Source organism: Vibrio sp. Evd11 (assembly GCF_900382755.1).
Classification (GTDB): Bacteria; Pseudomonadota; Gammaproteobacteria; order Enterobacterales; family Vibrionaceae; genus Vibrio; species Vibrio lentus.
This window is the reverse complement of sequence record NZ_OSDX01000029.1, coordinates 1-24641: the sequence shown is the minus strand read 5'-3', so window position 1 is coordinate 24641 and position 24641 is coordinate 1. Positions and strand designations below refer to the sequence as shown.

Annotated in this window: 26 protein-coding genes and 1 riboswitch; of the genes, 19 read left to right on the top strand and 7 right to left on the bottom strand. The window is 43.8% G+C overall.

Going from position 1 to position 24641, the window contains the following annotated elements:
• Nucleotides 1-20 precede the first annotated feature (20 nt).
• Nucleotides 21-605 carry a YhgN family NAAT transporter gene (locus tag ED652_RS13700; RefSeq protein WP_029223649.1) on the top strand — a complete coding sequence of 195 codons (585 nt, stop codon included), beginning with the start codon at nt 21-23 and terminating at the stop codon, nt 603-605.
• A gap of 127 nt (nt 606-732) precedes the next feature.
• Here the strand turns inward: ED652_RS13700 and ED652_RS13695 are convergent, their stop codons facing one another.
• A complete protein-coding gene (locus ED652_RS13695; RefSeq protein WP_009848233.1) occupies nt 733-999 on the bottom strand; it encodes a DUF1145 domain-containing protein in 267 nt (88 codons plus the stop codon).
• 10 nt (nt 1000-1009) lie between these two features.
• A complete protein-coding gene (gene rsmD / locus ED652_RS13690; protein WP_017104730.1) occupies nt 1010-1612 on the bottom strand; it encodes a 16S rRNA (guanine(966)-N(2))-methyltransferase RsmD in 603 nt (200 codons plus the stop codon).
• A 230-nt stretch (nt 1613-1842) separates the two neighbouring features.
• Between rsmD and ftsY the strand changes: the two genes are divergently transcribed.
• The 6 genes from ftsY to glpG all read left to right on the top strand — a co-directional run bounded on the left by ftsY (nt 1843) and on the right by glpG (nt 7462).
• The gene (gene ftsY / locus ED652_RS13685; RefSeq protein ID WP_122055178.1) at nt 1843-3096 is read left to right on the top strand and encodes a signal recognition particle-docking protein FtsY; all 1254 of its coding nucleotides are present in this window, start codon (nt 1843-1845) and stop codon (nt 3094-3096) included.
• Nucleotides 3097-3173: 77 nt separating this feature from the next.
• A complete protein-coding gene (gene ftsE, locus ED652_RS13680; protein WP_004736585.1) occupies nt 3174-3851 on the top strand; it encodes a cell division ATP-binding protein FtsE in 678 nt (225 codons plus the stop codon).
• On the top strand, nt 3838-4806 hold the full coding sequence (gene ftsX / locus ED652_RS13675) for a permease-like cell division protein FtsX (protein WP_122055177.1): 969 nt from the start codon (nt 3838-3840) through the stop codon (nt 4804-4806). The genes ftsE and ftsX overlap by 14 nt, the downstream gene beginning before the upstream one ends.
• A gap of 177 nt (nt 4807-4983) precedes the next feature.
• Nucleotides 4984-5841 (top strand): RNA polymerase sigma factor RpoH, encoded by an 858-nt coding sequence (rpoH, locus tag ED652_RS13670; RefSeq protein ID WP_122055176.1) that lies wholly within the window; start codon nt 4984-4986, stop codon nt 5839-5841.
• Nucleotides 5842-6257: 416 nt separating this feature from the next.
• Nucleotides 6258-6578, top strand: coding sequence for a thiosulfate sulfurtransferase GlpE (glpE, locus tag ED652_RS13660; RefSeq protein ID WP_017104726.1), 321 nt, complete (start codon nt 6258-6260; stop codon nt 6576-6578).
• Between the two features lie 41 nt (nt 6579-6619).
• Nucleotides 6620-7462 carry a rhomboid family intramembrane serine protease GlpG gene (glpG, locus tag ED652_RS13655; protein WP_017111729.1) on the top strand — a complete coding sequence of 281 codons (843 nt, stop codon included), beginning with the start codon at nt 6620-6622 and terminating at the stop codon, nt 7460-7462.
• Nucleotides 7463-7550: 88 nt separating this feature from the next.
• On the opposite strand, the gene ED652_RS13650 is transcribed toward glpG, so the two are convergent.
• Nucleotides 7551-7958, bottom strand: coding sequence for a flagellar basal body-associated protein FliL (locus tag ED652_RS13650; protein ID WP_122055175.1), 408 nt, complete (start codon nt 7956-7958; stop codon nt 7551-7553).
• 162 nt (nt 7959-8120) lie between these two features.
• Here ED652_RS13650 and ED652_RS13645 point away from each other — a divergent pair, with 162 nt between their 5' ends.
• Both ED652_RS13645 and ubiA read left to right on the top strand, forming a co-directional pair.
• A complete protein-coding gene (locus ED652_RS13645; protein ID WP_162929942.1) occupies nt 8121-8660 on the top strand; it encodes a chorismate lyase in 540 nt (179 codons plus the stop codon).
• Nucleotides 8661-9515, top strand: coding sequence for a 4-hydroxybenzoate octaprenyltransferase (gene ubiA, locus ED652_RS13640; protein ID WP_122055173.1), 855 nt, complete (start codon nt 8661-8663; stop codon nt 9513-9515).
• 117 nt (nt 9516-9632) lie between these two features.
• Here ubiA and plsB read toward each other — a convergent pair whose 3' ends face one another.
• Entirely contained in the window at nt 9633-12056 is a 2424-nt protein-coding gene (gene plsB / locus ED652_RS13635) for a glycerol-3-phosphate 1-O-acyltransferase PlsB (protein ID WP_122055172.1), read from the bottom strand.
• A gap of 219 nt (nt 12057-12275) precedes the next feature.
• On the opposite strand from plsB, the gene ED652_RS13630 reads away from it, so the two are divergent.
• The 4 genes from ED652_RS13630 (at nt 12276) to dinF (ending at nt 15802) form a co-directional block, all read left to right on the top strand.
• The gene (locus tag ED652_RS13630) at nt 12276-12638 is read left to right on the top strand and encodes a diacylglycerol kinase (RefSeq protein WP_122055171.1); all 363 of its coding nucleotides are present in this window, start codon (nt 12276-12278) and stop codon (nt 12636-12638) included.
• Nucleotides 12639-12732: 94 nt separating this feature from the next.
• On the top strand, nt 12733-13353 hold the full coding sequence (lexA, locus tag ED652_RS13625) for a transcriptional repressor LexA (RefSeq protein ID WP_017104719.1): 621 nt from the start codon (nt 12733-12735) through the stop codon (nt 13351-13353).
• Nucleotides 13354-13450: 97 nt separating this feature from the next.
• Complete coding sequence (locus tag ED652_RS13620; RefSeq protein ID WP_122055170.1) at nt 13451-14329, top strand: class I SAM-dependent methyltransferase; 879 nt, start codon at nt 13451-13453, stop codon at nt 14327-14329.
• Between the two features lie 117 nt (nt 14330-14446).
• Nucleotides 14447-15802, top strand: coding sequence for an MATE family efflux transporter DinF (gene dinF, locus ED652_RS13615; RefSeq protein ID WP_174214632.1), 1356 nt, complete (start codon nt 14447-14449; stop codon nt 15800-15802).
• Between the two features lie 106 nt (nt 15803-15908).
• On the opposite strand, the gene sthA is transcribed toward dinF, so the two are convergent.
• Nucleotides 15909-17309 carry a Si-specific NAD(P)(+) transhydrogenase gene (gene sthA, locus ED652_RS13610; RefSeq protein ID WP_122055168.1) on the bottom strand — a complete coding sequence of 467 codons (1401 nt, stop codon included), beginning with the start codon at nt 17307-17309 and terminating at the stop codon, nt 15909-15911.
• 139 nt (nt 17310-17448) lie between these two features.
• Here sthA and ED652_RS13605 point away from each other — a divergent pair, with 139 nt between their 5' ends.
• Genes ED652_RS13605 through ED652_RS13595 form a run of 3 tightly spaced genes read left to right on the top strand, consistent with a single transcriptional unit; the run spans nt 17449 to nt 18649 of the window.
• Entirely contained in the window at nt 17449-17640 is a 192-nt protein-coding gene (locus ED652_RS13605) for a hypothetical protein (RefSeq protein WP_004736698.1), read from the top strand.
• Nucleotides 17637-18278, top strand: a complete 642-nt coding sequence (fabR, locus tag ED652_RS13600; protein ID WP_004736697.1) for an HTH-type transcriptional repressor FabR — start codon at nt 17637-17639, stop codon at nt 18276-18278. Before ED652_RS13605 ends, fabR begins: the two co-directional genes overlap by 4 nt.
• On the top strand, nt 18278-18649 hold the full coding sequence (locus tag ED652_RS13595) for a YijD family membrane protein (RefSeq protein WP_065205740.1): 372 nt from the start codon (nt 18278-18280) through the stop codon (nt 18647-18649). Before fabR ends, ED652_RS13595 begins: the two co-directional genes overlap by 1 nt.
• Before the next feature lie 74 nt (nt 18650-18723).
• Here the strand turns inward: ED652_RS13595 and trmA are convergent, their stop codons facing one another.
• A complete protein-coding gene (gene trmA / locus ED652_RS13590) occupies nt 18724-19833 on the bottom strand; it encodes a tRNA (uridine(54)-C5)-methyltransferase TrmA (RefSeq protein ID WP_004736694.1) in 1110 nt (369 codons plus the stop codon).
• A gap of 155 nt (nt 19834-19988) precedes the next feature.
• A riboswitch (cobalamin riboswitch) is annotated at nt 19989-20194 on the top strand.
• 39 nt (nt 20195-20233) lie between these two features.
• On the opposite strand from trmA, the gene ED652_RS13585 reads away from it, so the two are divergent.
• From ED652_RS13585 to murI, 3 genes are read left to right on the top strand one after another with little or no spacing between them, the layout of a single operon-like run.
• Complete coding sequence (locus ED652_RS13585; RefSeq protein WP_065112023.1) at nt 20234-22054, top strand: TonB-dependent receptor; 1821 nt, start codon at nt 20234-20236, stop codon at nt 22052-22054.
• A gap of 48 nt (nt 22055-22102) precedes the next feature.
• Nucleotides 22103-22768, top strand: a complete 666-nt coding sequence (locus ED652_RS13580) for an adenine nucleotide alpha hydrolase (protein ID WP_122055166.1) — start codon at nt 22103-22105, stop codon at nt 22766-22768.
• A 60-nt stretch (nt 22769-22828) separates the two neighbouring features.
• The gene (gene murI / locus ED652_RS13575) at nt 22829-23635 is read left to right on the top strand and encodes a glutamate racemase (RefSeq protein ID WP_216821911.1); all 807 of its coding nucleotides are present in this window, start codon (nt 22829-22831) and stop codon (nt 23633-23635) included.
• On the opposite strand, the gene ED652_RS13570 is transcribed toward murI, so the two are convergent.
• A complete protein-coding gene (locus tag ED652_RS13570) occupies nt 23598-24050 on the bottom strand; it encodes an RNA-binding protein (protein WP_004736687.1) in 453 nt (150 codons plus the stop codon). The two genes, murI and ED652_RS13570, sit on opposite strands and share 38 nt — an antisense overlap.
• Between the last annotated feature and the right edge of the window lie 591 nt (nt 24051-24641).

Below are 24641 nucleotides of genomic sequence, written 5' to 3'. Positions count from 1 at the left end.
ACGTTTTTCGAGACAAACTTATGGAAATTTTATCTGCAGCAACCATGCTGTTTCTTATTATGGACCCGCTTGGTAATCTGCCAATCGTTCTCTCAATCCTTAAGCATATCGATCCTAAGCGTCGTCGTATTGTTCTTGTTCGTGAACTGATGTTTGCACTGGTTATTCTGTTGTTGTTCTTGTTTGCTGGCCAAAGCATCATGAACTTCCTGCACGTTCAGCCTGAAACGCTGAGTATTTCTGGCGGTATCATTCTATTTATCATCGCGATTAAGATGATCTTCCCAAGTGCTGGTAGCATCACAGGCCTAGCCGCGGGTGAAGAGCCGTTTATCGTGCCTATGGCCATTCCAATGATTGCGGGCCCATCGGTTATCGCTGCGCTGATTCTTTTGGCAACTCAAAACCCAGACCAGATGTTTGAGTTGTCTCTGTCGGTTTTACTGGCATGGGGCGTAACCTTCTTCATTCTTATGTTTAATGGTTTCTTCCTGCGTATTCTTGGTGAGAGAGGCTTGAAGGCGATAGAGCGTCTAATGGGCTTACTGTTGGTTATGCTGTCGACTCAAATGTTCCTAGATGGTGTGAAAAGCTATATGTCTTAGCATTTTCTTTTCGAACAATAAAAAACGCCGCTCAAATGAGCAGCGTTTTTGTATTTATCTTTCTCGTCACTAGGCTTTCTGCTCGAGTACTGTGTACTGAAGCTTGTATATCTAGCCTTTAGCTCGATTACATCATGTGTTTGCGTCGGATATCGAGTAGGGCAAAGACTCCGAAAATCAATATTGACCACTTCTCCCAACGTGACATTTCGATCTTGTCGCCGAAAGCACCGATAAAGATCAGCATCTGCAGGCCGTGCATGAAGAACAAGAATGCTGTCATGATATAAAGCGCAATCGCAGCATTACCTGGGAATGGGTAGAAAATATTTGCGATTAAGATAAACCAAACAAAGGCGATGGCCGCTTTGGCTAATGGAAGCAAGAACTTCATTCAATAACTCCTATTCTTCAGTGGTTCGATTAAACAGGCGGTAGCTCGACTGCCCCGTGGTCTTATCGCGATGCAATTCCCAGTTCTCTGGCATTGCTTCGAGTTGTAATTCTTTTTCTGTCTCAACGTAAATGATGGCATTGTCGGCAAGCCAGCCATTGCTCTCAAGAAGCTCCACAGTTTCAGCTAATAAGCCTTTACGAAATGGAGGATCAAGAAAGACCATATCGTAAGGAGTCCCCGGCTTTTTGAGGAAAGAGATCGCATCGGTGTTTACCACGTTGATGTTGTCTGCTTTGAGCTCTTTTGCATTATCAGCAAGCTGCTTAGCGGCCTTCTGATTCATTTCTAGTAGCGTCACTAATTTTGCTTGGCGAGAAGCCGCTTCAAAACCTAGGCCACCAGAACCGGCAAATACATCCAAGCAAGTCGAGTGTGGGATATCTTGTGCTACCCAGTTAAAGAGAGTCTCTTTTACTCGATCAATGGTCGGGCGTAAGCCTTCTAAGTCATGTACGGGCAGTTTTCTACCTCTCCATGAGCCACTAATAATTCGAACAAAGCCTCCGGATGGCTTTTTTTGTGATGTGTTTTGCTGGCGACGTCTTACCATAGATTTTTTGACCGCTAATAAAGTGATACTATACCGAGCCCAATTTAGTTGGGTTCGGGTATTAAATAAATTTGCAATGACAAAGTGTATCAAGCTAAAAGCAAACTTATCACTGCTTTGTCATTTTTCTTTACTATTCGTTTGTACAAGCTTGTATTGTATAACAATAGCAAAGAGTCGACGTGCATTAAGTCAATGCAGTTAATTAGTAGATCTAGGAAACTCCTCTGATGACGGAAAAAAAGAAGCGCGGATTATTATCGTGGCTTGGTTTTGGTGAAGAAGAACAAAGCCCAAAAACTCAGAATGAAGCGAACGTAGAAAACGTTGAAGAGCAAACTGAAGTTGAATCACAAGTCGAGACTGAAGCTGAAGTAGCTAAGCCAACTGAAACTCAGTCAGTTGAATCTGAGCTTGCTGAATCAGATCAAGCACTTGAAGAGATTCAAGAAGAGCAGCAACCTGTCCAAGCAGAAGCAGAAGCAGAAGCAGAAGCAGAAGCAGAACAGGAAGAAGTTGTTGTTCCTCAAGCTAAGATTGAAGAAGTTCAAGAGAAGCCAACAGAAAGCTTTTTTGCGCGTCTTAAGCGCAGCCTAAGCCGCACAAAAGCGAATATCGGTGCTGGCTTCTTTGGCTTGTTCAAAGGCAAACAAATCGATGAAGATCTGTTTGAAGAACTAGAAGAGCAACTTTTGATCGCTGACGTGGGTATGAATACTACCGTTAAGATCATTGAAAACCTGACAGAAAAAGCATCTCGCAATGACCTAAAAGATGGTGAAGCTCTATATGGTCTGCTCAAAGAAGAGATGGCAGAAATCCTAAGCCAAGTTGAACAGCCTCTTGTGGTTGATACAACGAAAACGCCTTACGTTATTTTAATGGTGGGTGTGAACGGTGTGGGTAAGACGACCACTATCGGTAAGTTGGCGAAACAATTCCAAGGCGAAGGCAAAAAAGTGATGCTGGCGGCAGGTGATACCTTCCGTGCAGCAGCTGTAGAGCAACTTCAAGTTTGGGGACAACGTAATGACGTTCCTGTGATTGCTCAACATACTGGCGCAGACAGTGCTTCTGTTATCTACGATGCTATCGAAGCCGCTAAAGCGCGCGGTGTTGATGTCGTGATTGCTGATACTGCAGGTCGTTTGCAGAACAAGAGCAACTTGATGGAAGAGCTCCGCAAGATTGTTCGTGTAATGAAGAAGATTGATGACTCTGCACCGCACGAAATCATGCTTACGCTAGATGCTGGCACTGGTCAGAATGCGATCAGCCAAGCGAAACTATTCAGTGAAGTAGCGCCGGTAACGGGTATTACGCTAACTAAACTAGATGGTACGGCGAAAGGTGGTGTGATTTTCTCAATTGCTGACCAGTTCCAGATTCCAATTCGTTACATTGGTGTGGGCGAAGGCATTGATGACCTACGTCCATTTGAGTCGAAAGACTTTATTGAAGCACTATTTAGTCGTGAAGAGTAACTCGTGTAGCAAAGTGGTTTATCCTTAACCTGCTAGCGTTTTAAGTTTGATATGAGTGATCGTAAGAGGAATTTTCGGTGATCAAATTTCAGCAAGTGAGTAAAGCCTACCGAGGCGGACGCCAGGCACTCCAAAAAGTGGACTTTCACCTCAAACGTGGAGAGATGGCATTTTTAGGCGGGCACTCCGGTGCTGGTAAAAGTACCTTGCTGAAGTTGATTTGCGCCATTGAGCGCCCAACTGATGGCCGCGTTTGGTTTAACGACCACGATATCACTCGTATACCAGCCAAAGACATTCCCTTTTTACGCCGTAATATTGGGATTGTCTTTCAAGACCATCGCCTGCTGATGGATCGTTCTATCTTTGATAACGTCGCACTGCCTATGCGTATTGAATCTATTTCTGAAAATGAAATAAAGCGCCGAGTCAGTGCTGCGTTGGATAAAACCGGCTTACTAGACAAAGCTCGTTGTTTGCCAAGCCAGCTTTCTGGTGGTGAGCAGCAAAGAGTCGGTATTGCTCGTGCTGTGGTTAACCGTCCAACCCTGCTTTTAGCGGATGAGCCGACCGGTAACTTAGACCCTGAATTGTCGAACCGTGTCCTGCGTTTATTTGAAGAGTTCAATCGCGCGGGCGTAACGATCATACTAGCGACGCATGATATAGGGTTAGTGAACACTCGCCCTCAATACCGTCATCTTGAATTAAACCAAGGCTTTTTGAGTGAGGTTGAAGACTATGGCCGCGAATAAGCGCATTAAAAAACCTCAATCTAATCGAGCCACTAGCCGTGCTGCTAGTGACGGCTTTTTTGTTGTTCATTGGAAACAAGCCAAATCATCTTTTTCGCAAATGTGGCAACGCCCAATCGGCAACCTGTTGACGCTGGCTGTTATTTCTATGGCCTTGGCTATGCCTGCCTGTTTATATCTATTAGGTAAAAACGTTGGAGAGGTAGCTAAAGACGTCACTAGTCCGTCACAAATCAGTGCTTACGTCGAGGATGGAATTCCTGAGCCGAGAGTGATAGTGCTTAAAGATGAGATAGAAGGTTGGGATCAAGTTGAGTTGGTTGAATACATTTCACCACAACAAGGCCTTGCTGATCTGAGCAAGTATTCTGGTTTTGATGATGCACTGACGATTTTAGATGATTACTCGTTACCTGGTGTGTTGGTGATTACGCCAAGTGTACACAACGACATGCAAATCAAAGAATTGGCGAGCAAGGTTAAGAAGCAAGAGCTTGTGACCGATGTTCGTTTAGACGAAGATTGGCTTGCAAGGCTAGATGCGATCAAAGCACTGGCGGCCGTCATCGTGATTACATTAACCGTGCTTATGCTGGGCGCTGTGTTTTTGATTATTGGCAATACATTACGATTTAATGTGTTGGCGCATAAAGAAGAGATTCAAACCATGAAGCTGATTGGTGCCACCGATAGCTTCATTTTACGCCCATACCTATATTCTGGAATGTGGTTTGGTGTGTTAGGCGCGATCTGCGCTTGGGTAATGACGGCGCTGATTACTGTTTTACTGAATAGTGCGGTTGATGATTTAGCTCAGCTTTACGATAGTCACTTTAGACTGATTGGCTTAAGTTGGGACGAATCGTTACTGCTTTTGATCGTTGGAACCCTATTAGGCAGCGTGGCTGCGAAGCTTTCCGCACAGCGCCACCTAAAAGAAATTGAACCTGTTTAGTTGAATAGAGTCATATTTAGACGATAAATAGGCACTTTTTAATCAGTTTTTACCTTGTATAGACGAATTGATTATGCATAATTACTTCCCCCTTCTTGAATCCTGTTCATTTTAGGTTCAAGATTGTCGGGTTTTAATAGATATATTACTCCAGATCAGAGATTGATGAGGAACCGAATGGCAAACCAATCGTATCAAATGGCTTTAGTCACACAAGATAGCTTAGATAGCTATATCCGCTCAGCGAACAGCTACCCAATGCTGACGCCTGAAGAGGAACGTGGACTTGCAGAGCGATTACATTACAAAGGTGAGATCGATGCTGCGAAAGGTTTGATCCTTTCACACCTAAGATTCGTGGTGCACGTTGCAAGAGGCTACTCTGGCTACGGGCTGCCAATGGCTGATCTCGTCCAAGAAGGTAACATCGGCTTAATGAAGGCGGTGAAGCGCTTCAACCCTGAAGTGGGTGTTCGACTGGTTTCTTTCGCTGTTCACTGGATCAAAGCTGAGATTCACGAATATGTACTGCGTAACTGGCGTATCGTTAAGATTGCGACAACCAAAGCGCAGCGCAAACTGTTCTTTAACCTGCGTAAATCTAAGAAGCGTTTAGGCTGGTTCAATAATGGTGAAGTTGAGACTGTAGCGCGTGAACTGGGCGTTGAGCCTTCAGAAGTTCGTGAAATGGAATCTCGCTTAGCGGCACAAGATGCGACCTTTGAAGCACCGGTGGATGACGACGAAGGCGGTTCTGCTTACACAGCTCCGATTTACTACCTAGAAGATAAAGCGTCAGACGTTGCTGAAACGGTTGAAGCGGCTAACTGGGAATCTCATACCAATAATCGTTTAGGGCTCGCCTTGAAGAGCTTAGACGAACGTAGCCAGCATATTGTGCGCTCACGTTGGTTGGATGATAACAAGTCGACCCTGCAAGACTTAGCGGATACCTACAGCATCTCAGCTGAGCGTGTACGTCAGTTAGAGAAGAATGCCATGAAGAAGTTGAAACAAGCCGTTGGCGACTTCTAAGCACTAAACTAACAGCAGCATAAAAAGTTAGAATTTGAAAAGGCCGAGATCGAGAGATCTCGGCCTTTTTGTTTTGGATCGAATTCTCAGCTTTTGCGATCGATATTTGCATTGTGATTTTGTGGATAACTCTGTGAGAAGTTTATTCGTCAGCTGTCTAAAAGCAGGGTGTAGTAAGGCTTTGGAAGGGTTTTTGGTGTGGGGATATGTTTTAAGTAACCCACAGCTAGATCAGGATCATTACTATATGTTGTGGATCCATTTTCCAAAAACCACTTTATTCACGCAATTCACAGGTTTATCCACAATCGGTGTAAAAGTGATCGCTGGTGGATAACCTTATTAAGTGGATGTGATTGTTAGCCTTGGGATAGGTTACAATGGCAGCAAAGTAAATCAGCATAAAAGAGAAAGTTATGGACCAGTTTAAACATATCGATGTTAAAGGTGCTCAAGCCCTTATAGAGCAAGGTGAAGCTCGACTTGTCGATATCCGCGATCCGCAGTCTTTTGCGGTTGCTCACTCTAAAACCGCTTATCATCTAACTAACGATACGATGGTGTCGTTCATGGATGAAGTTGAGTTTGAACAGCCTATTTTAGTGATGTGCTATCACGGCATCAGTAGCCAAGGCGCTGCACAATATTTAGTGAACCAAGGCTTCGAAGAGGTATATAGTGTTGATGGTGGGTTTGAAGCCTGGCATCGCGCAGAACTTCCAGTGAACGCTGGCTAGTTGCGTTAAACGTTTCTCAGTAGAATGAATAGGAAGTGATAATGATTAGACTGATGGTGTTAGATAACCCGCGTCTTGCTCAAGCATTTATTGATTACATGGCTTCTCGCCAGATCCCTATTCAAATGTCTCCTGAAGGTGAGGGGCGTTTTGCTCTTTGGCTGACGGATGGTCAGTATCAGGTCGAGACGGAATCAGAGCTCAATCGTTTCTTGTCTGAGCCAAACCATAAACGCTACCAAGCAGCGTCTTGGGATATGGCAGAAACCAGAAAGAGCAACTTTCATTATCACACCCCGAGCTTCATGGGCATGATAAAAGCAAAAGCAGGCCCAGTAACACTCAGCATCATGCTGGTATGTGTCGTTATTTTTGCTCTGCAGCAGATAGGTTTTGGTCAGGCAATCTTTAACGCCTTACATTTTCCTGCGGTTGATGGACAACAATGGCAGCTTTGGCGCTGGTTAAGTCACGCTGTTTTGCATTTCTCTGTTATGCACATCGCGTTCAATATCTTGTGGTGGTGGCAACTGGGCGGAGATATAGAGAAAAAGTTAGGCGGTCTCAAACTGCTTCAGATCTTTGCTGTGTCTTCAGCACTTTCAGGAGCTGGACAATACTGGGTTGAGGGAGCGAACTTTGGTGGTCTTTCTGGCGTGGTGTATGCGTTGGTCGGTTATTTGTGGGTAGTGGGTGCAAAAGCACCTCAGCTTGGCTTAGGTATACCACGACAAATCGTCGGTTTTATGTTGGTGTGGTTAGTCTTGGGTTATATGCAGCCGTTCATGGCCATCGCCAATACTGCGCATCTAGCTGGCTTAGCGGCTGGTGTGATCATTGGTTTTATTGATGCAATGAAAGCGCCGAACTCAGCAAGAAGTTAAATGATGATCTTTCATTGATAGAGAAACGATAAAGACAAAAAAGCGGCCACTGGCCGCTTTTTTATTGGGAATCTATTGGTAATAACTTTTACTGGTAGAGGTATTTAGTAAACAGTAAGTCAGCAATGATCGTTTTGCCTGTTTCCGGAAGCAGAATCTTGTTGAGGTGCTCAACTAGGCTTTTTCTTAAATCTTCACGACCAGACAAAGATTTAATGGTTTCTTCGTTTTGTTTGCCAAGTAATTCAATCACCGCATCACGAATCAAAGGTTGGTGATGTTCAATGGCCGCTAGGTCGTCACTATTTGCTACCATGATGTCGAGGCGTACCTGAATGTAGCCGAGATTTTTACCTTTAGTGTAAAAATTGGTAGTGAGGTCTGGCTCTAGTGTGAAGTAGGCGAGTTTAGGCCCAGACTCTTCCTCTGCAAAACTTGGTGCTGAAAAAAGAAGGCTAATCGCAAGAAATATTTGGGCTACATAACGTTTGTGCATATTTGTGACTTTTCTTTAGTTTATTCGCGATATTCGAAACGCATTAGTCTTGTTACAATGAGCGGTCTAAATCTAAATACGTTTACAATTCGAAGAACGCTTTAATTTTGTTCGAAAGTTGAAGCTTTATTGTACGTGTAAAGTCACCTATTGAATACTAGTATGAATCAGCCAATATCGCTGTATCTTAATTCGTTAATGAATGTAGATTGGCAAAGTACAGAAACATTTGATTTTCCTAATGAAACCACCAAAGAGTGGCTGATGGAGCAAGGTTCTCTTTCCCGTAAGTTGGGCAAGAGCTGTCAGCACCTGTCTGTTGAGTTGCTTCATAACCAAGTTGTAGAACGCTCAAGGCTACAACAAGACGAGGAACATCTTTTATCATCGTTTGATTGCTTATTGCGTAAAGTGATTTTAAAGGGTGATGATACCCCGTGGGTGTTAGGTCGTACCCTAATTCCCAGAGTCACGCTAGACGATCAGCATTCTGACCTTTCTCAACAAGGTAATGTCCCGCTTGGTTTAACGGTTTTCAGCGCGGAGAACGTGAAGCGAGATGCGCTGCAAGTCGGTTGGGTTATCGCAGGCGATGAGCGACTGCTCGCACGTCGTTCTCGATTATGGATGAACCATAAACCGATGCTTGTGGCAGAACTGTTTTTACCAACATCCCCCATTTACTCTAAGGAGAGTGTGTAAATGCTTGCCACCAAAGCGAAGGCGTATTGGCAATTAACGCGAATGAATCGCCCGATTGGTACCCTGTTACTCCTTTGGCCGACCTTATGGTCACTGATTATCGCCGCACAAGGCATGCCTGATTTTGATGTCTTGGTGGTTTTCGTACTCGGCGTGGTATTGATGCGTTCTGCTGGCTGTGTAATCAATGATTTTGCTGATCGTAAAGTGGATGGTCATGTAAAACGTACCAAGCAGCGTCCATTACCTTCAGGTTTGGTTTCCAGTAAGGAAGCTATTCTGCTCTTTTTAGTGCTAGCTGTGGTTTCATTCTTACTGGTTCTAACCATGAATCCGCTGACGATTAAGCTTTCTGTTATCGGTGTTGGCTTAGCCTTCATTTATCCTTTCATGAAGCGCTTTACCCACCTCCCACAGCTATTCCTTGGTTTAGCGTTTAGTTGGGCGATACCAATGGCTTGGGCGGCGCAAACTGATGAGCTACCTAGTGTGGTCTGGTTTATTTTCGTGATTAATGCGCTGTGGACAATCGCCTACGACACACAATATGCAATGGTTGACCGAGATGACGACTTAAAAATTGGCATCAAATCGACGGCGATTCTATTTGGTCGTTTCGACAAGCTGATCGTTGGCTTCTTACAGCTAGTGACACTGGCGATGTTGATAGCGTTAGGCATGCATTACCAATTAGGAGATACCTTTTATTGGGCACTGCTGGTTGCGGGGGGCTTGTTTGTGTATCAACAACATCTGATGCGCCACCGTGATCGAGATTTATGTTTCCAAGCTTTCCTAAACAACAATTATGTTGGAATGGCAGTGACAGCAGGCTTATTCATTACCTTCTGGTAAACACGAGTTTTTGTTAAACGAACGCTCAATAAAAAGGCAGCCAATGGCTGCCTTTTTTGATCGTGCTCAGTCTCGCGATTAAAGCGATTGCTAACTAAGCGATTGTTAAATAAGAGATTACTCTGCTTGGTGGATGCTCTCTTGAATCGTCAGACGGACCTCTGGGTAAAGCATTGAGTAAAGAAGTTTAGCGAATTGCTGAGTCTTTTCTAAATCGCAGTTACCATCGTTATCCAGATATTGTTGCTGTTTCAGAGTTGCGAACATCGATGCAAACACGCCTTTATCGAAGAACTCTGGTGCATTAATACCTTGTAGACGTCCCAATCGTTGTGCGATGTCTTGGCTCTTCTGCTCAAGATCAGATTTATCCAGATCAGGATTTTCTGCCAATAGGTTCAGAGCAATAGAGTAGCGCTGTAGCGTTTCTGAGATCGTACGGCCTAACAGCATCAGTGCTTGGCTGTTTGACTGGTTGATGGTGACTTGGTTGTCCGACACCACAAGCATACCTTGGCCAACAAGCTCTTCAATGATGCTCGCCACCACGCTTTCAAGCTGAGCTTCGTCGTAGCTTAAGAACAACTCTTTCTTCAAGAACGGGTAGACAGCAGCAACGTTCTCTTGAATCGCGTCAATGGTTAGGCCGTGCTGACGAATGGTCATTTGAGCAATTAACGATGGTAGAGCAAACAAATGAATGATGTTATTTCGGTAGTAGGTCATCAGAATTGACTGGTGACGGTCTAGCGAAATGATGTCGCCCATTGAGTCTGATTCAATTAGGAACTTGTTCAGCGATTCAGCGTGTTTTACCAGATCTTCAGCGCTGTCTTTTGGTACCGTAAATGTATCAGAGTAAGGTACGTTCTTAAGCAGAGACAGGTAACAGTTGATCTGAGAAACCAGAGAATCACGAGACAATGCACGCTGTCTTGAAGCCAATAGCGCCGTTGCACAAAGAGTTAGGGCATTCGTTGCTGCTGCATCGTTAATGTGCGTCATCATCTTAGTCGCCAGATCGTTAACCACAGGGTTCATCCATTGTGGTTTGCTGGTGCCCATTGGATCGATGTCTTTAGTCCACTCAGGCGCGTGCTCGTTCAGGTATTGGTTAAGTTGGATCGGCTCACCGAAGTTCACATAACCTTTACCAAAGTTGCGTAGCTTGCGCAGAGTACGAATCACAAGGCTCGCATTCTCTTTTTCTTTACGCTTACCACGAAGCTCTTTGGCGTAAGTAGCCACTTCCATTACGTGTTCATAACCAATGTACACAGGAACCAAAGTAACAGGACGGTTCATACCACGCAGCATGGCTTGAATGGTCATCGCTAGCATGCCCGTTTTCGCTTGCAGTAGACGGCCAGTACGAGAGCGACCACCTTCACTGAAGTACTCTACCGAATAACCTTTAGCGAACAGTTCGGCTAGGTATTCACGGAAAATCGTTGAGTAAAGCTTGTTGCCTTTGAAGCTACGACGAATAAAGAACGCACCACCGTGACGGAAAATAGGACCGGCAGGGAAGAAGTTCAGGTTAATACCCGCCGCGATGTGCGGAGGCACCATGCCTTCATGATAAAGCACATAAGAAAGCAGTAAGTAATCCATGTGGCTACGGTGACAAGGCACGTAAACAATCTCGTGACCGTCTTGAGCTAGCTTACGAACCGTTGAAGCGTTGCTGATATGCAGGCCTTGGTACAACTTATTCCACAACCAACCAAGAATCTTCTCACCGCGTTTAATTAACGAGTAAGAGAAGTTAGCTGCGATCTCATCCATGATGTCTTGAGCTTCTTTGCTCGCTTTCTCTATGGAAATGTTTTTTGATTCAGCTTCGTCTTCGATCGCCTTTTTGATAGCTTCTGACTTTAGCAGACGGTCGAACAGAGCTTGGCGGCTTGGTAGGTTAGGACCTGATGCTGCAAGCTTTTGACGAGAGAAGTGAATGCGTGCCACGCGAGCAAGCTTATGCGCGATGGTGCTATCGGTGCCGTGTGAGTTGGCCATGTAGCGCAGAGAGACAACCGGGCTAAAGCGAACCAGACAGTCACGACCAGCCAGCAATACAGCTTTTGATTTTTCTAAGCCGTTCATTGCTTGTAGGTAAGGTTTCTGGTTATTCTCTTTACCTGGTTTACGTCCCCACAATACGGTTGCTGGGATAACTTGAACATCAAGCTCTGAGTCTTCCGCATGCAGTGAAAGCAGCTCAGAGAAAACTTCAATTGAAGAGCTTGGTACATAGTCATCATCTTGCAGCAATGTTTTACGTGAAGAGATGAACACGAAGCGTTGCAGTGATTTGCCGTTTATTTCAAGCTTGCTAAAAGGATCGGGTAAGCCCAATTCCAGCGCATGCTTTTGTAGCGTAAGTAGGTCGACACTTGAGCGAAATGGTAAGGCGTATACAATCGGTTTGCCTAAATCAATGTTCAAATCCTCAACCGGATTCGAAGGTATTGATGTGCCCTTTACCAAAACGGATAAAGGTAGCTTCATTAATGAACGTGAAAAAGATTGTCCAGAAGACATATAGGTTCACTGCCTCAATAGTTATTTCAATGTGCTTAAGCGTATCTCTATTTCTATGATGAAAGGATAAATCCTGTGAGTGAAATAGGGATAAGCCTAGGCGTAAATTTAATCGATGCAAGAATACCAGAAACTGGTCTAACCTTTTAATGGAAATAGTCATATTGCCGTTAAGTTTGTTTAAAATCATTCATCGACTGATTGAGTATAGGGTTAAAAATGAGCAAAAAATCAAACACCGGATTCAAACGCATAGTGAAAGCAGCAGGCTTTTCATGGCAAGGCATCACTAGCTCATTTAAAAACGAGGCGGCATTTCGACAAGAAGTTTTTATGGCCGCAGTGCTTATTCCGTTGGCGTTTTACTTAGATGTAAGCCAAGTTGAGCGAATCTTGATGATTTCAGCAGTGGTGTTGGTGATGGTTGTTGAGTTGATCAATACGGCGATTGAAGCGGTCGTTGATCGGATTGGCAGTGAACATCATGAGCTTTCTGGGATGGCGAAAGATGCCGGCTCCGCTGCGGTTTTTGTCTGTTTAGGCTTGGCGGGTTATGTTTGGCTAGACATTTTATTTTTGTGATTTTTGAAAAATGAACTAAAAACAACCAATTGCTTTGCTTTTGTTCGGTTACTGGATATACTCACAGTCAACTGTATAAAAAGACAGGTGAATCATGAAGCCGTTAACGCCCCGCCAACAACAAGTTTTCGATCTTATCAAAAGTAAGATTGACGATTTCGGTATGCCACCGACACGCGCAGAAATTGCACGTGAACTAGGCTTCCGTTCTGCTAATGCAGCAGAAGAACATTTGAAAGCTCTTGCTCGTAAAGAAGCGATTGAGATTATCCCGGGTGCGTCTCGTGGTATTCGTATTTTGCTTGAAGATGCAGCGAATGAAGAGCAAGGTTTACCACTAATCGGCCAAGTTGCCGCTGGTGAGCCTATTTTGGCTCAAGAGCATGTAGAAATGCATTACCAAGTTGATCCAGGTATGTTTAAGCCACAAGCTGACTTCTTACTTCGCGTAAATGGCGAAAGTATGAAAGACATCGGTATTATGGATGGCGATTTACTGGCCGTGCATAAAACACAAGACGTGCGTGATGGACAAGTTGTCGTTGCTCGTGTTGACGATGATGTAACGGTAAAACGTCTAGAACGCAAAGGTTCTACGGTTCTGTTACATGCTGAAAATGAAGAGTTTTCTCCAATTCACGTGGACTTAGAATCCCAACACTTGTCTATTGAAGGACTTGCGGTTGGTATTATTCGTAATACGGACTGGATGTAGTCAGTGCAAACAGCTTATTGATATTTACTCTCAATAACTTGTTATTGTAATTGATATTCATTATCATCTTCTTTGTCGAGATACAAGGAAGATGATGATGCCAAATCCAACCAAACCTCAAATGAAGCCGCTTATTCCTAAGCCGCGCTCTTCTGTTCAAAAGGCCTCTTCTGATCGAGGGTCTGCACATCAAGAATTTCAAGTTCCGACCAATCTCGTTCAACATCTTTGGTTTCGCAGTCGCGAAAGCCTTGCCGATGATGGCCTAGTTTATGATCCTATTGCAGCTCAAGCCTGTAAGCGTTGCCAACTAGCGCCTGAATGTCTTACTGGTGAACTCGACCAGCAACAACTTCTCTATGCCACATTGACCCAGCTTTGTGATTCACAGGTACAGCAGTTTTTATCTCATAACCCAGATGCTTGGATCATTAATGTTGGGGCAGGGCTCGATACCCGCTTCTACCGTTTAGATAATGGCCGTTGTCATTGGGTTGAGCTAGATGTAACCGAGAACTTAGTTTGGCGACAACGCCTGTTCCACAAGAATGAACGCTACCGTCTAGAGTGTGGCTCGGTGGATGACCTGACCTGGTTGGATGAACTTAATATTCCAGAACAAGCCTCAGTGATGGTGGTGTGTGAACATGCTCTGCTGGATTGCAATGAACAACAGACGGCGAACTTTATTCAGTCTTTGAGCCGTTATTTTACTCATGCCCACGCCTGCGTAGTATTGGCTGGAGATAAGAGCTCAAGTACGTTGGGGCAGAAGCTCGGATCTGGTGAGTATGCTCACGGATTGTCTTCACCAATAGATAGTGTTCTTAATTGGTTGCCATGGGCGCAATGGGTTAAGTCATTTTCACCATTAGAGCAGCAATGTAATCGTTGGAAGTTGTGGCAACGATTGTTGTGTAAAATTTCTCAGCTTAAAAAGCGTTTAACTCCTCAATTAGTACTGGTTAAATGGTAATGCTAGCTTCTTCTATCAACAGATAGCTTGGGAAAAGCTAACCAAGACATAAAGTACACAACATAGTGAAAGCACACTCACTAGGTTAAACTATCGCCTCTAATCAAAGAGGTGATCGTGAAGTTATTTAATCCCCAAACTATTTTTCAAACTCTATCCAATCAAGCGATGCACAAAAAAGTGCTGTTGCTCGCGATCCCGATGGTTCTTTCCAATATTACGGTTCCACTGTTGGGCTTAGTCGATGCTGCGGTTATCGGTCATCTGGAACATTCTTGGTATTTAGGTGGTGTGGCGCTAGGCGGCACCATGATCAGCGTGACCTTTTGGCTGCTCGGTTTCTTACGCATGTCGACGACCGGGCTAGCCGCACAATCTTATGGTGCGGACGATGGCAAGCAGCTTGGCTTGGTTTTCGTGCAAGGCGTGACCATGGCTTTAGGGTTCGCAGGCGTCTTTTTATTATTACACAGTTTTGTTGCGGATGCGGTTTTCTCGCTGAGTAGTGCCAGTGACCAAGTGAAACACTATGGTCAGCAATATTTCTCGACCCGAGCATGGAGTGCACCTGCTGCGTTGACTAACTTTGTGCTGTTAGGTTGGTTACTCGGAACCCAAAATGCCAAAGCACCCATGTGGATGGTGATCATTACTAATATCACCAACATCGTTTTAGATATCGTATTTGTGATTGGCCTCGGCTGGCAAGTGGAAGGCGCAGCATTGGCATCTGTAATGGCTGATTATGCCGGTTTAACATTTGGCCTGATTTGTGTTTACCGAATCTGGGTGAAGAAGCAGTTACCATCGCCATGGGAGCTGCTTAAGAAAACCAGCCAAGGTTTGAGTCGTTTCGTAAAACTGAATCGCGATATCTTTCTTCGTTCATTATGTCTGCAAGCCACTTTCACTTTTATGACTTTCCAAGGTGCAAGCTTTGGTGATGATGTGGTGGCAGCAAATGCGGTATTGATGAGTTTCTTGATGATTATCTCTTATGGGATGGATGGTTTTGCCTATGCAATGGAAGCCATGGTCGGTAAAGCGATCGGCGCAAAAGATAAAGATGAGCTAAATCAGTCTTTGATAGGCACCTTTTTCTGGAGCTTCAATATTTGTTTGGTACTGACCATTGTATTCGCGATTGCTGGGTCTAGTTTGATTAATATGATTACCACAATCCCAGCAGTTAAGACTCAGGCTGAAGTTTATTTACCGTGGTTGATTGCGATGCCGCTCGTTTCTATGTGGTGCTTCTTGCTGGACGGTATCTTCGTGGGCGCAACCAAAGGCAAAGATATGCGTAACAGTATGTTTGTTGCGACCTGCAGTTTCTTCGTAATTTTCTACTTAGCATCAGATTTTGATAACCATGCGCTGTGGCTAGCAATGTTGAGCTTTATGGCGATGCGTGGGATTGGTCTTGGTGTTTTATTTGTTTCTCAGTGGAAGAAAGGAGAGTTTCTCGCTTAGCTTGCATAGCTTAGTTCAGGGAACGAAAAATAAAAACAGCAAGCTCATGGCTTGCTGTTTATGTATTTGGCCTACAGGTGGTCAAATAGTCCTATTGGTTCTTTGTTTAGAACAAACGGTTAAGTCCGTTAAGCGCTGCGACGCGATACGCTTCGGCCATTGTTGGATAGTTGAAGGTCGTATTCACAAAGTACTCGATGGTGTTGGCTTCGCCTTTCTGTTCCATGATCGCCTGACCGATGTGGATGATCTCAGCAGCACGCTCACCAAACACGTGGATACCTAAAATCTCTTTGGTTTCACGGTGGAATAGGATTTTCAAGCTACCAATATCTTTACCCGCGATTTGTGCACGAGCGAGATGTTTGAAAGAAGAACGTCCTACTTCGTAAGGAACCTTCGCGGCGGTAAGTTCTTGCTCTGTTTTACCGACAGAGCTGATCTCCGGAATGGTGTAGATGCCCGTTGGAATGTCTTCAATCAGGTGGCCTTCCGCTTCGCCTTTCATTATTGCTTGAGCCACGAAACGACCTTGGTCATAGGCAGCACTTGCTAGGCTAGGGTAGCCAATCACATCACCCACGGCATAAACGTGACTAATACTGGTTTGGTAATTGCTATTCACCGATACTTGTCCACGAGAGTCCGCATCTAAGCCGACGGCACCAAGGTTGAGCTTGTCTGTGTTACCTGTTCGGCCATTGGCATACAGTAGGCAATCAGCACGCATTTTCTTGCCTGATTCTAGGTGAATGATCACGCCATCGTCCGTCCCTTCGATTTTCTCAAAGGTCTCGTCGTTACGAATCACCACACCGCTGTTCCAGAAGTGGTAAGAAAGCGCATCAGAGGTTTCATTGTCTAGGAATGACAGTAGACGATCTCGTGTATTGATGAGATCGGTTTTTACGCCTAAACCACGGAAAATCGACGCGTACTCACAACCGATAACGCCGGCACCATAAATGATGATGTGTTGAGGGTCGTGTTTAAGAGAAAGAATCGAGTCGCTGTCGTAAATACGTTCATGCAGGAAATCGACATTATCTGGTTGGTAAGGACGAGAACCCGTAGCGATAACAAACTTGTCCGCGCTGTAATGTTCTTCAGTACCATCGCTTTGTAAAACCGAGATGGTGTTGGTATCGATAAAACGCGCAGTACCAAATACCAGTGTGCATTGGTTGCGATCGTAGAAACCTTGGCGCAGTCGAGTTTGCTTATCGATGACTGATTTAGCATGACCCAGAATGTTGGAGAAGGTTGAGTGAATGCTTTTATTGTTCTGACAAAACAGCGGGTTGCTATTGAATTCAATGATGCGGCTTACTGCATGACGCAGTGCTTTTGAAGGAATCGTTCCCCAGTGGGTGCAACCACCACCAACGCTGCTCTCTTTTTCAATGATTGCAACGTTCAACCCGGCTTTGGTTAATCCCATCGCTGCCCCTTCGCCTCCGGGGCCACTACCAATTACGATTACATCAAAGTGGTTGGAGTGTGGCATAGATATCTTCCTTGTTATATTTGATTAACATTGCTTTAGCGAGATTTTAACTGATTCTGTTCTTGGGTACATGAAAAGGGCATCAGAGAGTCGGTGGGATCACGCAGTGTTATCGAAAAAATAATATTTGGTATGTCGTATGTCTCCAAATGACAGTGTGGATATTGAAATTTTTTCTTCGAACGTATTTACTTCGGTACGTGAACAAAGAGGTGTGTTTAGTGTCTTATATAACCAGAGTGCCTTATATAAATATGTGATTCGCGTTATATTGAACAGAGTATTAGGCATGCCTGTTTTGGCTGTAAAAGAAGAGTTTGATAAAGTATGAAACCAATGGGCATTCGCGCGCAGCAAAAAGAAAAAACTCGTCGCAGCTTAATCGATGCAGCATTTAGCCAGCTCAGTGCCGATCGTAGCTTTTCCAACCTAAGCTTGAGAGAAGTTGCTCGTGAGGCTGGAATAGCGCCGACTTCCTTTTATCGTCATTTCAAAGACATGGATGAGCTTGGCTTAACCATGGTTGATGAAGGTGGCTTACTGTTGCGTCAGCTAATGCGTCAAGCTAGGCAACGCATAGTAAAAGAAGGCAGTGTGATTCGTACCTCGGTTGAAACCTTTATGGAGTTTATTGAAAGCAGCCCAAACGTATTCAGACTGTTATTGCGAGAGCGCTCAGGAACTTCATTTGAGTTTCGTGCAGCGGTAGCTCGTGAGATACAGCACTTCTCTGCTGAGTTAACCGAATATTTGATAACGACTGGCATGACACGAGATGAAGCTTTTACTCAAGCTGAAGCCTCCGTCATTTTGGTCTTCAACTCAGGGGCAGAAGCATTAGATTTAGATCGACGTCAGCGAGATGAATTGGCTGATCGCTTGATCATGCAATTGCGAATGATGGCCAAAGGTGCTTTTTGGTATCGTAAAGAACGTGAACGTAACCGATTAAAAGGCGGGATTGAATAATGTCGAATGAAAATAATACTGTAAACCGTGGTTCTGAAAGAAAGACACTCGTACTTGCTGTTGTTGCAGGTGTGTGTGGTGATGCACTGTTATCTTGGGTAACAATGAGCGAAGTGGGCTTCTCTATTTTCCCACTAATTGCTTTAGTTTTGGCTGTACAAGCGCTTTACCAAGAATACCTAACGAATCCAGTATCTGAAGATATTCCATTAGTGGGTTTAGCTTGTTTCTTTGTAGGTGCATTTGGCCACTCGGCTTTTGTGAAAGCACAATACCCTGATGCAGGATCAAACTTCTTTGCGATTATCGTCGCTATGCTACTACTCGCTTGGGTAGGTAAGAAGCTAGGCTTTATCGGTAAAACCGCTTAAACCAACGTATAAATAAAAAAACGAGCCAATTGGCTCGTTTTTTTGTATCTGCTGTACGGCCTAGAGAGCGAGATTTACGCTTTACGCTCCAGGAATACACCGGCTTCCATGTGGTGCGTATAAGGGAACTGGTCAAATAGAGCAAAACGAGTGATGTCGTGTGTTTCGCTTAGAATGTCTAGGTTCTCTTTCAATGTCTCAGGGTTACAAGAGATGTACATGATACGCTCGTAGCCTTGAACCATCTTACAAGTATCGACATCCATACCTGAGCGTGGTGGATCAACAAAGATAGTGTTGCAGTTGTAGCTCTTCAGATCGATGTTTGCTTGTTGTAGGCGGCGGAATTCACGCTTACCTTCCATTGCTACGGTAAAATCTTCCGCAGACATACGAATGATCTGAACATTATCAATCTTGTTCGCCGCAATGTTGTACTGTGCTGACTCTACAGATGGCTTCGCTAGCTCAGTTGCTAGTACACGCTCAAAGTTTTGTGCCAGTGCTAATGAGAAGTTACCGTTACCACAGTAAAGTTCTAGCAAGTCACCTTTGCTGTCTTGAGTACAGTCGACAGCCCATTCCAGCATTTTCTCTGCTACTTTACCGTTTGGTTGAGTAAAGCTGTTTTCTACTTGTTGGTAGATGTAGCTATCACCATTCACGTCTAGCTTTTCAATGACGTAGTCGCGGTCTAGTACGATTTTCATCTTACGCGCACGGCCAATCAGGTTTAGGTTAAAACCTTCATCGTTCAATTGCTGTTTTAGCGCTTTAGCATCTTGAATCCATTGCTCACCCAACTGACGGTGGTAAAGCAGTGACACCAAAATCTCACCGCTTAGTGTAGAAAGGAAATCTACTTGGAATAGTTTGTGGCGTAGAGAGTGGTTGTCCTTCATTGCATCTGTTAGTAGAGGCATTAAGTCGTTGATAAGACGGCTAGCGGCTGGGAACTGGTCTACACGGTATTTTTCTTTGGTCTCTTGATTGAACATGACGTAATACATATCGTCACCTTCATGCCACACGCGAAATTCAGCACGCATGCGGTAGTGTTGTTCTGGAGATTCATACACTTCCAACTCAGGCACATCGTATTGTGAGAACATCTCAGTAAGACGCTCAGTCTTTTCTGCTAGTTGTTCTTGGTAGCGTTGCGGGTTTACATCTAAATTCGCCATTGTTATGCCTTTTTGCTGTCGTGCTTTTAAATCAAGAGCGCAGATTTTATTCAATCACAGGCGCTTGTCCAGTGTTGAGAGCTATTCAATGTAAATCGAGCATGAAAACTATAGCTTATAACTATCTTAGACTAGACAAATGATTCATAGGTTAATACTATCTCCCGCAAGCTGGTGCCATTTGGATGTATAGATGGCTGAAGAGGGAATCTGGTGTGAATCCAGAACTGACGCGCAGCGGTAAAAGAGAACGAATATTCACAAGACACTGCAAATAGCTTTTTGTGGGAAGTCGAATATGAGGTAAACCATAAGGTTGTGCTCTTGAGTCCGAATACCTGCCAGTAGCTAAACCATACAATGTGGTTTGGTAGGAATTTACGCGATTTAGGATCACAACATGAACAAATCCCTTTTAGCGGTTGCTGTAGCATCGCTGCTTTCACCTATCTCCAATTTACACGCCCAAGAAGCATCTACTGACGAAACCATGGTGGTTACGGCTAACCGTTTTGAGCAGCCTCTAAGTGATGTTATTGCTTCTACTACCGTTATTTCAAAACAAGAAATAGAAGAAACCCAAGCTAAGTCTTTAGTGGATGTTTTGAAACGAGTACCTGGTGTTGAAGTTTCTCAAAGTGGCGGACGTGGGCACAGTGCCTCTGTTTTTATGCGTGGCTACAATAGCGATCAAGTATTGTTTCTAGTCGATGGTGTTCGTATTGACTCTGCTGCCGGCGGTATTAACTTCAACCATATTCCAGTAGGTATTATTGAGAGAGTTGAAGTGATTCGTGGCTCTGGTGGCGCTTTATATGGATCAGATGCGGTAGCGGGTGTGATTAACGTTATTACTGAGTCTGCTCATTCTACTGAATCGACAATGATAGCTGTTGGCGCTGGCAGTGATGCTCAAAAGGAAGCTAATTTCTCAACGACTCGAAAATTGTCGAACGGCGGAACATTGAAACTCGCTGGCGGTTTTGATGAGACTGAAGGTTACGATATTAAAGACCCGGCTACTGGTCTTAATTATGGCTATGAAAGCCAAAATCTTTTTGCGTCATACTCACAGCCGATCAATGAGGCCTTTACTGGCACAGCATCTGTTCGTTGGTTTGATAGTCTGACTGAGTATGACTCGGGTGGTAAGAACTATGGTTATTCTGAGAACTTGAGCGTTACAGCCGCTGTTGACTATAAAGGTGATAACTTAAGCTCTACCTTTAGAGCTAATCAGCAGGCAATCGAAAACCTAGACTATTCACAAGCTCAAGGTAAAGACAATGCTGGAACAAAGAAGAAAATAGATCTGACGAACCTGCAGTTCTTAAATCAATATTACGTTAATGAGAACGTATCTGTTGGTGCTGGTGCTGACTGGCGTAGAGAAAAACTTGATGATGATGCCTTGTCATATGGTTCACCTGATGCTCTAGCTGGCGAATCTCGCGATACTACCGGCGTCTACGCTTCTTCTGAACTTCGATTTGGTGATGTTCAAATTGTAGGTAGTGTACGTAACGATAAACACGACACATACGACAACCACACTACATGGTCTTTAGGTACTCGCTATTACCTAACAGAAAAGCACTCACTTAGAGCGGCTGCTGGTACATCATTTAAAGCTCCGAGCTATTCTGATCTAACAACAAATTCAGACCTGAAGCCTGAAGAAGCCGAAAATCGCGAAATTGGATACACCGGTGAATTCGATTTATTCAAGCTGGATGTGACTGCATACGATAATGAAGTCGATAACTTAATTATTTGGTATGAAGGTAGCCCATTTTGGTACCCTCAAAACGTAGATGCAAAACTTAAAGGTTTAGAAATCACAGGTAATTTTGACACGTGGTTTATCCATCACACGGTTGTCGCTGAGTTTAAAGATCATAAAGACTCTGCTGGCAACAAATTAGCGAAGCGTGCTGATGAAAACTACAAGTGGTTGATGGATGCTTCATATGAAGATTTTGATGTGAACCTTACTTATACATACACGGGTGATAGAGCGGGTAATCCAAAAGAAACAACCGATCCAGATAATATTTTGCCATCAGTGAGCTTGTGGGATGTTTCTGTGGGGTATTGGATCTCCCCTGAGCTAGTTGTCCGTGGTCGAGTTGATAACTTAACTAATGAGAAATACCAAACAACGCTAGGATATAACGCTCCTGAACGCAGGTACTTTGCTAATCTAGCTTACCAATTCTAATTTACACCTAAACCGCCTCCGGGCGGTTTTTTCTTATTGGGTATATCAATGAAAAAGAAAGTCGTCATAAGTTGGTCGTCAGGTAAAGACTCGACATTAACGCTAGAGCGTCTACTTGAAAGCTCCGAATATGAAGTTGTTGCTCTCTATACGACGTATGTTGGAGATGAAGTTCCTTTCCAAGTAACTCCAATCGAGGTTGTCGAAATGCAGGCAACATTGATTGGGTTGCCATTAATCACGATTGAGCTTCCAGAAGTGTTTCCTAGTAATGAGATTTATCAAAGTACTATTGTCTCCGCACTTAAAGGTTCTGGTTTATCAATTGATGCGGTCGCGTTTGGAGACATGTTCTGTAATGGCATTGCCGATTATCGAAGAAGCTACATAGAACCAGCCGGTTGGGAATGTGTATTTCCTCTAATGGGAGAGAGCAGTCAGGCACTTGCGAGTGAAATAATAGACAGAGGAATCGACACCTTTCTCGTCACAGTTGATAGCAATGCATTGGACATGAGCTATTGCGGGAAAGAATACACGCTTGAGCTAATAGACAGCTTACCGAGTCATGTCGATCCATGTGGCGAAGATGGCGAGTTCCATACCTTAGTAACGTCAGCGCCATGCTTTAGAGGTAAGCTCAAGATAGACCTAGAAAATGTAGAGCAAGGTGAGCGTTTTGTTCATCAACGTTATCAAGCTTGCATTATATAGAGTGAGGATTGGCGAAAACTAAGCGAAGGAGTATCATTGCAGCGAAACTTATTATAGGTAATCGTTGTGTCGGATAGTCTGCAAAAAAATATACTGGTCTTTGATTCTGGAGTGGGTGGCCTATCTGTATATAAGGAGATAAGCCAGTTACTACCGAATCAGAACTATACTTATGTATTCGATAACGAGGCTTACCCATACGGTGAACTCGATCAACAAGTCCTTGTTCGCAGAGTCCAAAGCATCGTCGCCAGTTTTGTGGCAAGCCACGCTATTGATATCGTAGTAATAGCCTGTAATACCGCAAGTACGATTGTATTACCTACACTCCGCGCTAATAATCAAATCCCAATTGTTGGCGTTGTTCCGGCAATCAAGCCTGCATCCCTACTTGCCAATAAAGCCGTGGGTCTCATTGCTACTCCCGCAACGATTACTCGTGAATACACACACGAGCTCATCAAAAACTTCTCAAGTAATAAAAGAGTCGAACTTTTAGGTTCTACTCGGCTGGTGGATATGGCTGAGGAGAAACTCAGAGGCGAGGCGATTAACCTTGAAGAGCTGCATCAAATTCTTCAACCGATGATCAACATGGTTGATGTAGCGGTATTAGGATGCACTCATTTCCCTCTGATTAAATCAGAGATTCAACAAGTACTAGGTGAAAGCGTAGTGCTGATAGATTCTGGTAAAGCGATAGCTAAGCGGGTTCAAGATTTGTTGGGTTTGGAAAGCATTAATAAAGAAGGGGGAGTGCGTGAGGTTTTTTGTAGTGCACTTCCTAAGAAAGAAAGTGCACTAAATAGCATGTTAAAGCAGTTAGGATTTAGCTCAGTTCAGCTTCGTCCGTTTCTGGATGTTTAGGATCATTTGCAACTCGCACTTTTAAAGTTCGTTGCATGTAATCTTTATCGTTAAGTTCTGAAATAGCATGATTCACATCATTGCTAGCCATTACGACAAATCCAAAGCCTCTTCTTTTACCAGTACGTTTGTCTTTCATTAAGCGTACTGCAAATACTTCACCATACTCTGAGAATAATTCACGTACGTGTGACTCATTCGCTTTGTATGGAAGGTTACCTACATAAAGTGTTTTTGTTGATGCCTTAGGTTCTGAATCTGATTTTGAGTCGGTGCTTGAAAAGTTAACAACAAAAGCGGAAGCCAAGACACCAAGGATAAAGGTAATTGCAGGCGATATATCTACCTGAGAGAAAACAATGCCACCTAGAACAGCTAGTGCGACAATTAACAACATCGATTTTTTTGAGTTCATATCGGAATACTACATATTAATAAACGAAATAGACGCATCTACTCTTAACAAAATAGATACATGAATCTTACGTTCATGGTTTCCATTTTGCCAATGTATTGCTGTGATACGTCTCAAATGTTTAGTTTTTATTCGAAAAATGCGGATCTGGTGGCTTTTTAGACGAACAAAACTTTTATTCAAAAAAGCCCTTGTGCTCTATGTCGATCTCTCTATAATGCCGCCTCACCGACACGGAGTGAGACGAAAGTCACACAGCGAAATCGGTAGAGAAAAAGGAGTTAAAAATAACCCTTGACTCTCTAAGTGGTGCAGGTATAGTACGCACCCCTAGCGACTGAGATGTGAATCACAAAACGCTAGCGCTCTTTAACAATTTAAACCTATCAATCTGTGTGGGCACTCGTTGATGAATATCAAAACGTTATTGGTTCTTTTTCGAAAGAGCGTAATAACAGTTACTTCGGTAACAAACTTGATTTCAATGAGCTGAGTGACCAATACGTTTAACGACTTTCTCTTGTAGAAAGAAATTATTCGGCACAGTCAATTCATTACCATTCTGTTGGAATGGTAATAGCTTTAAAATTA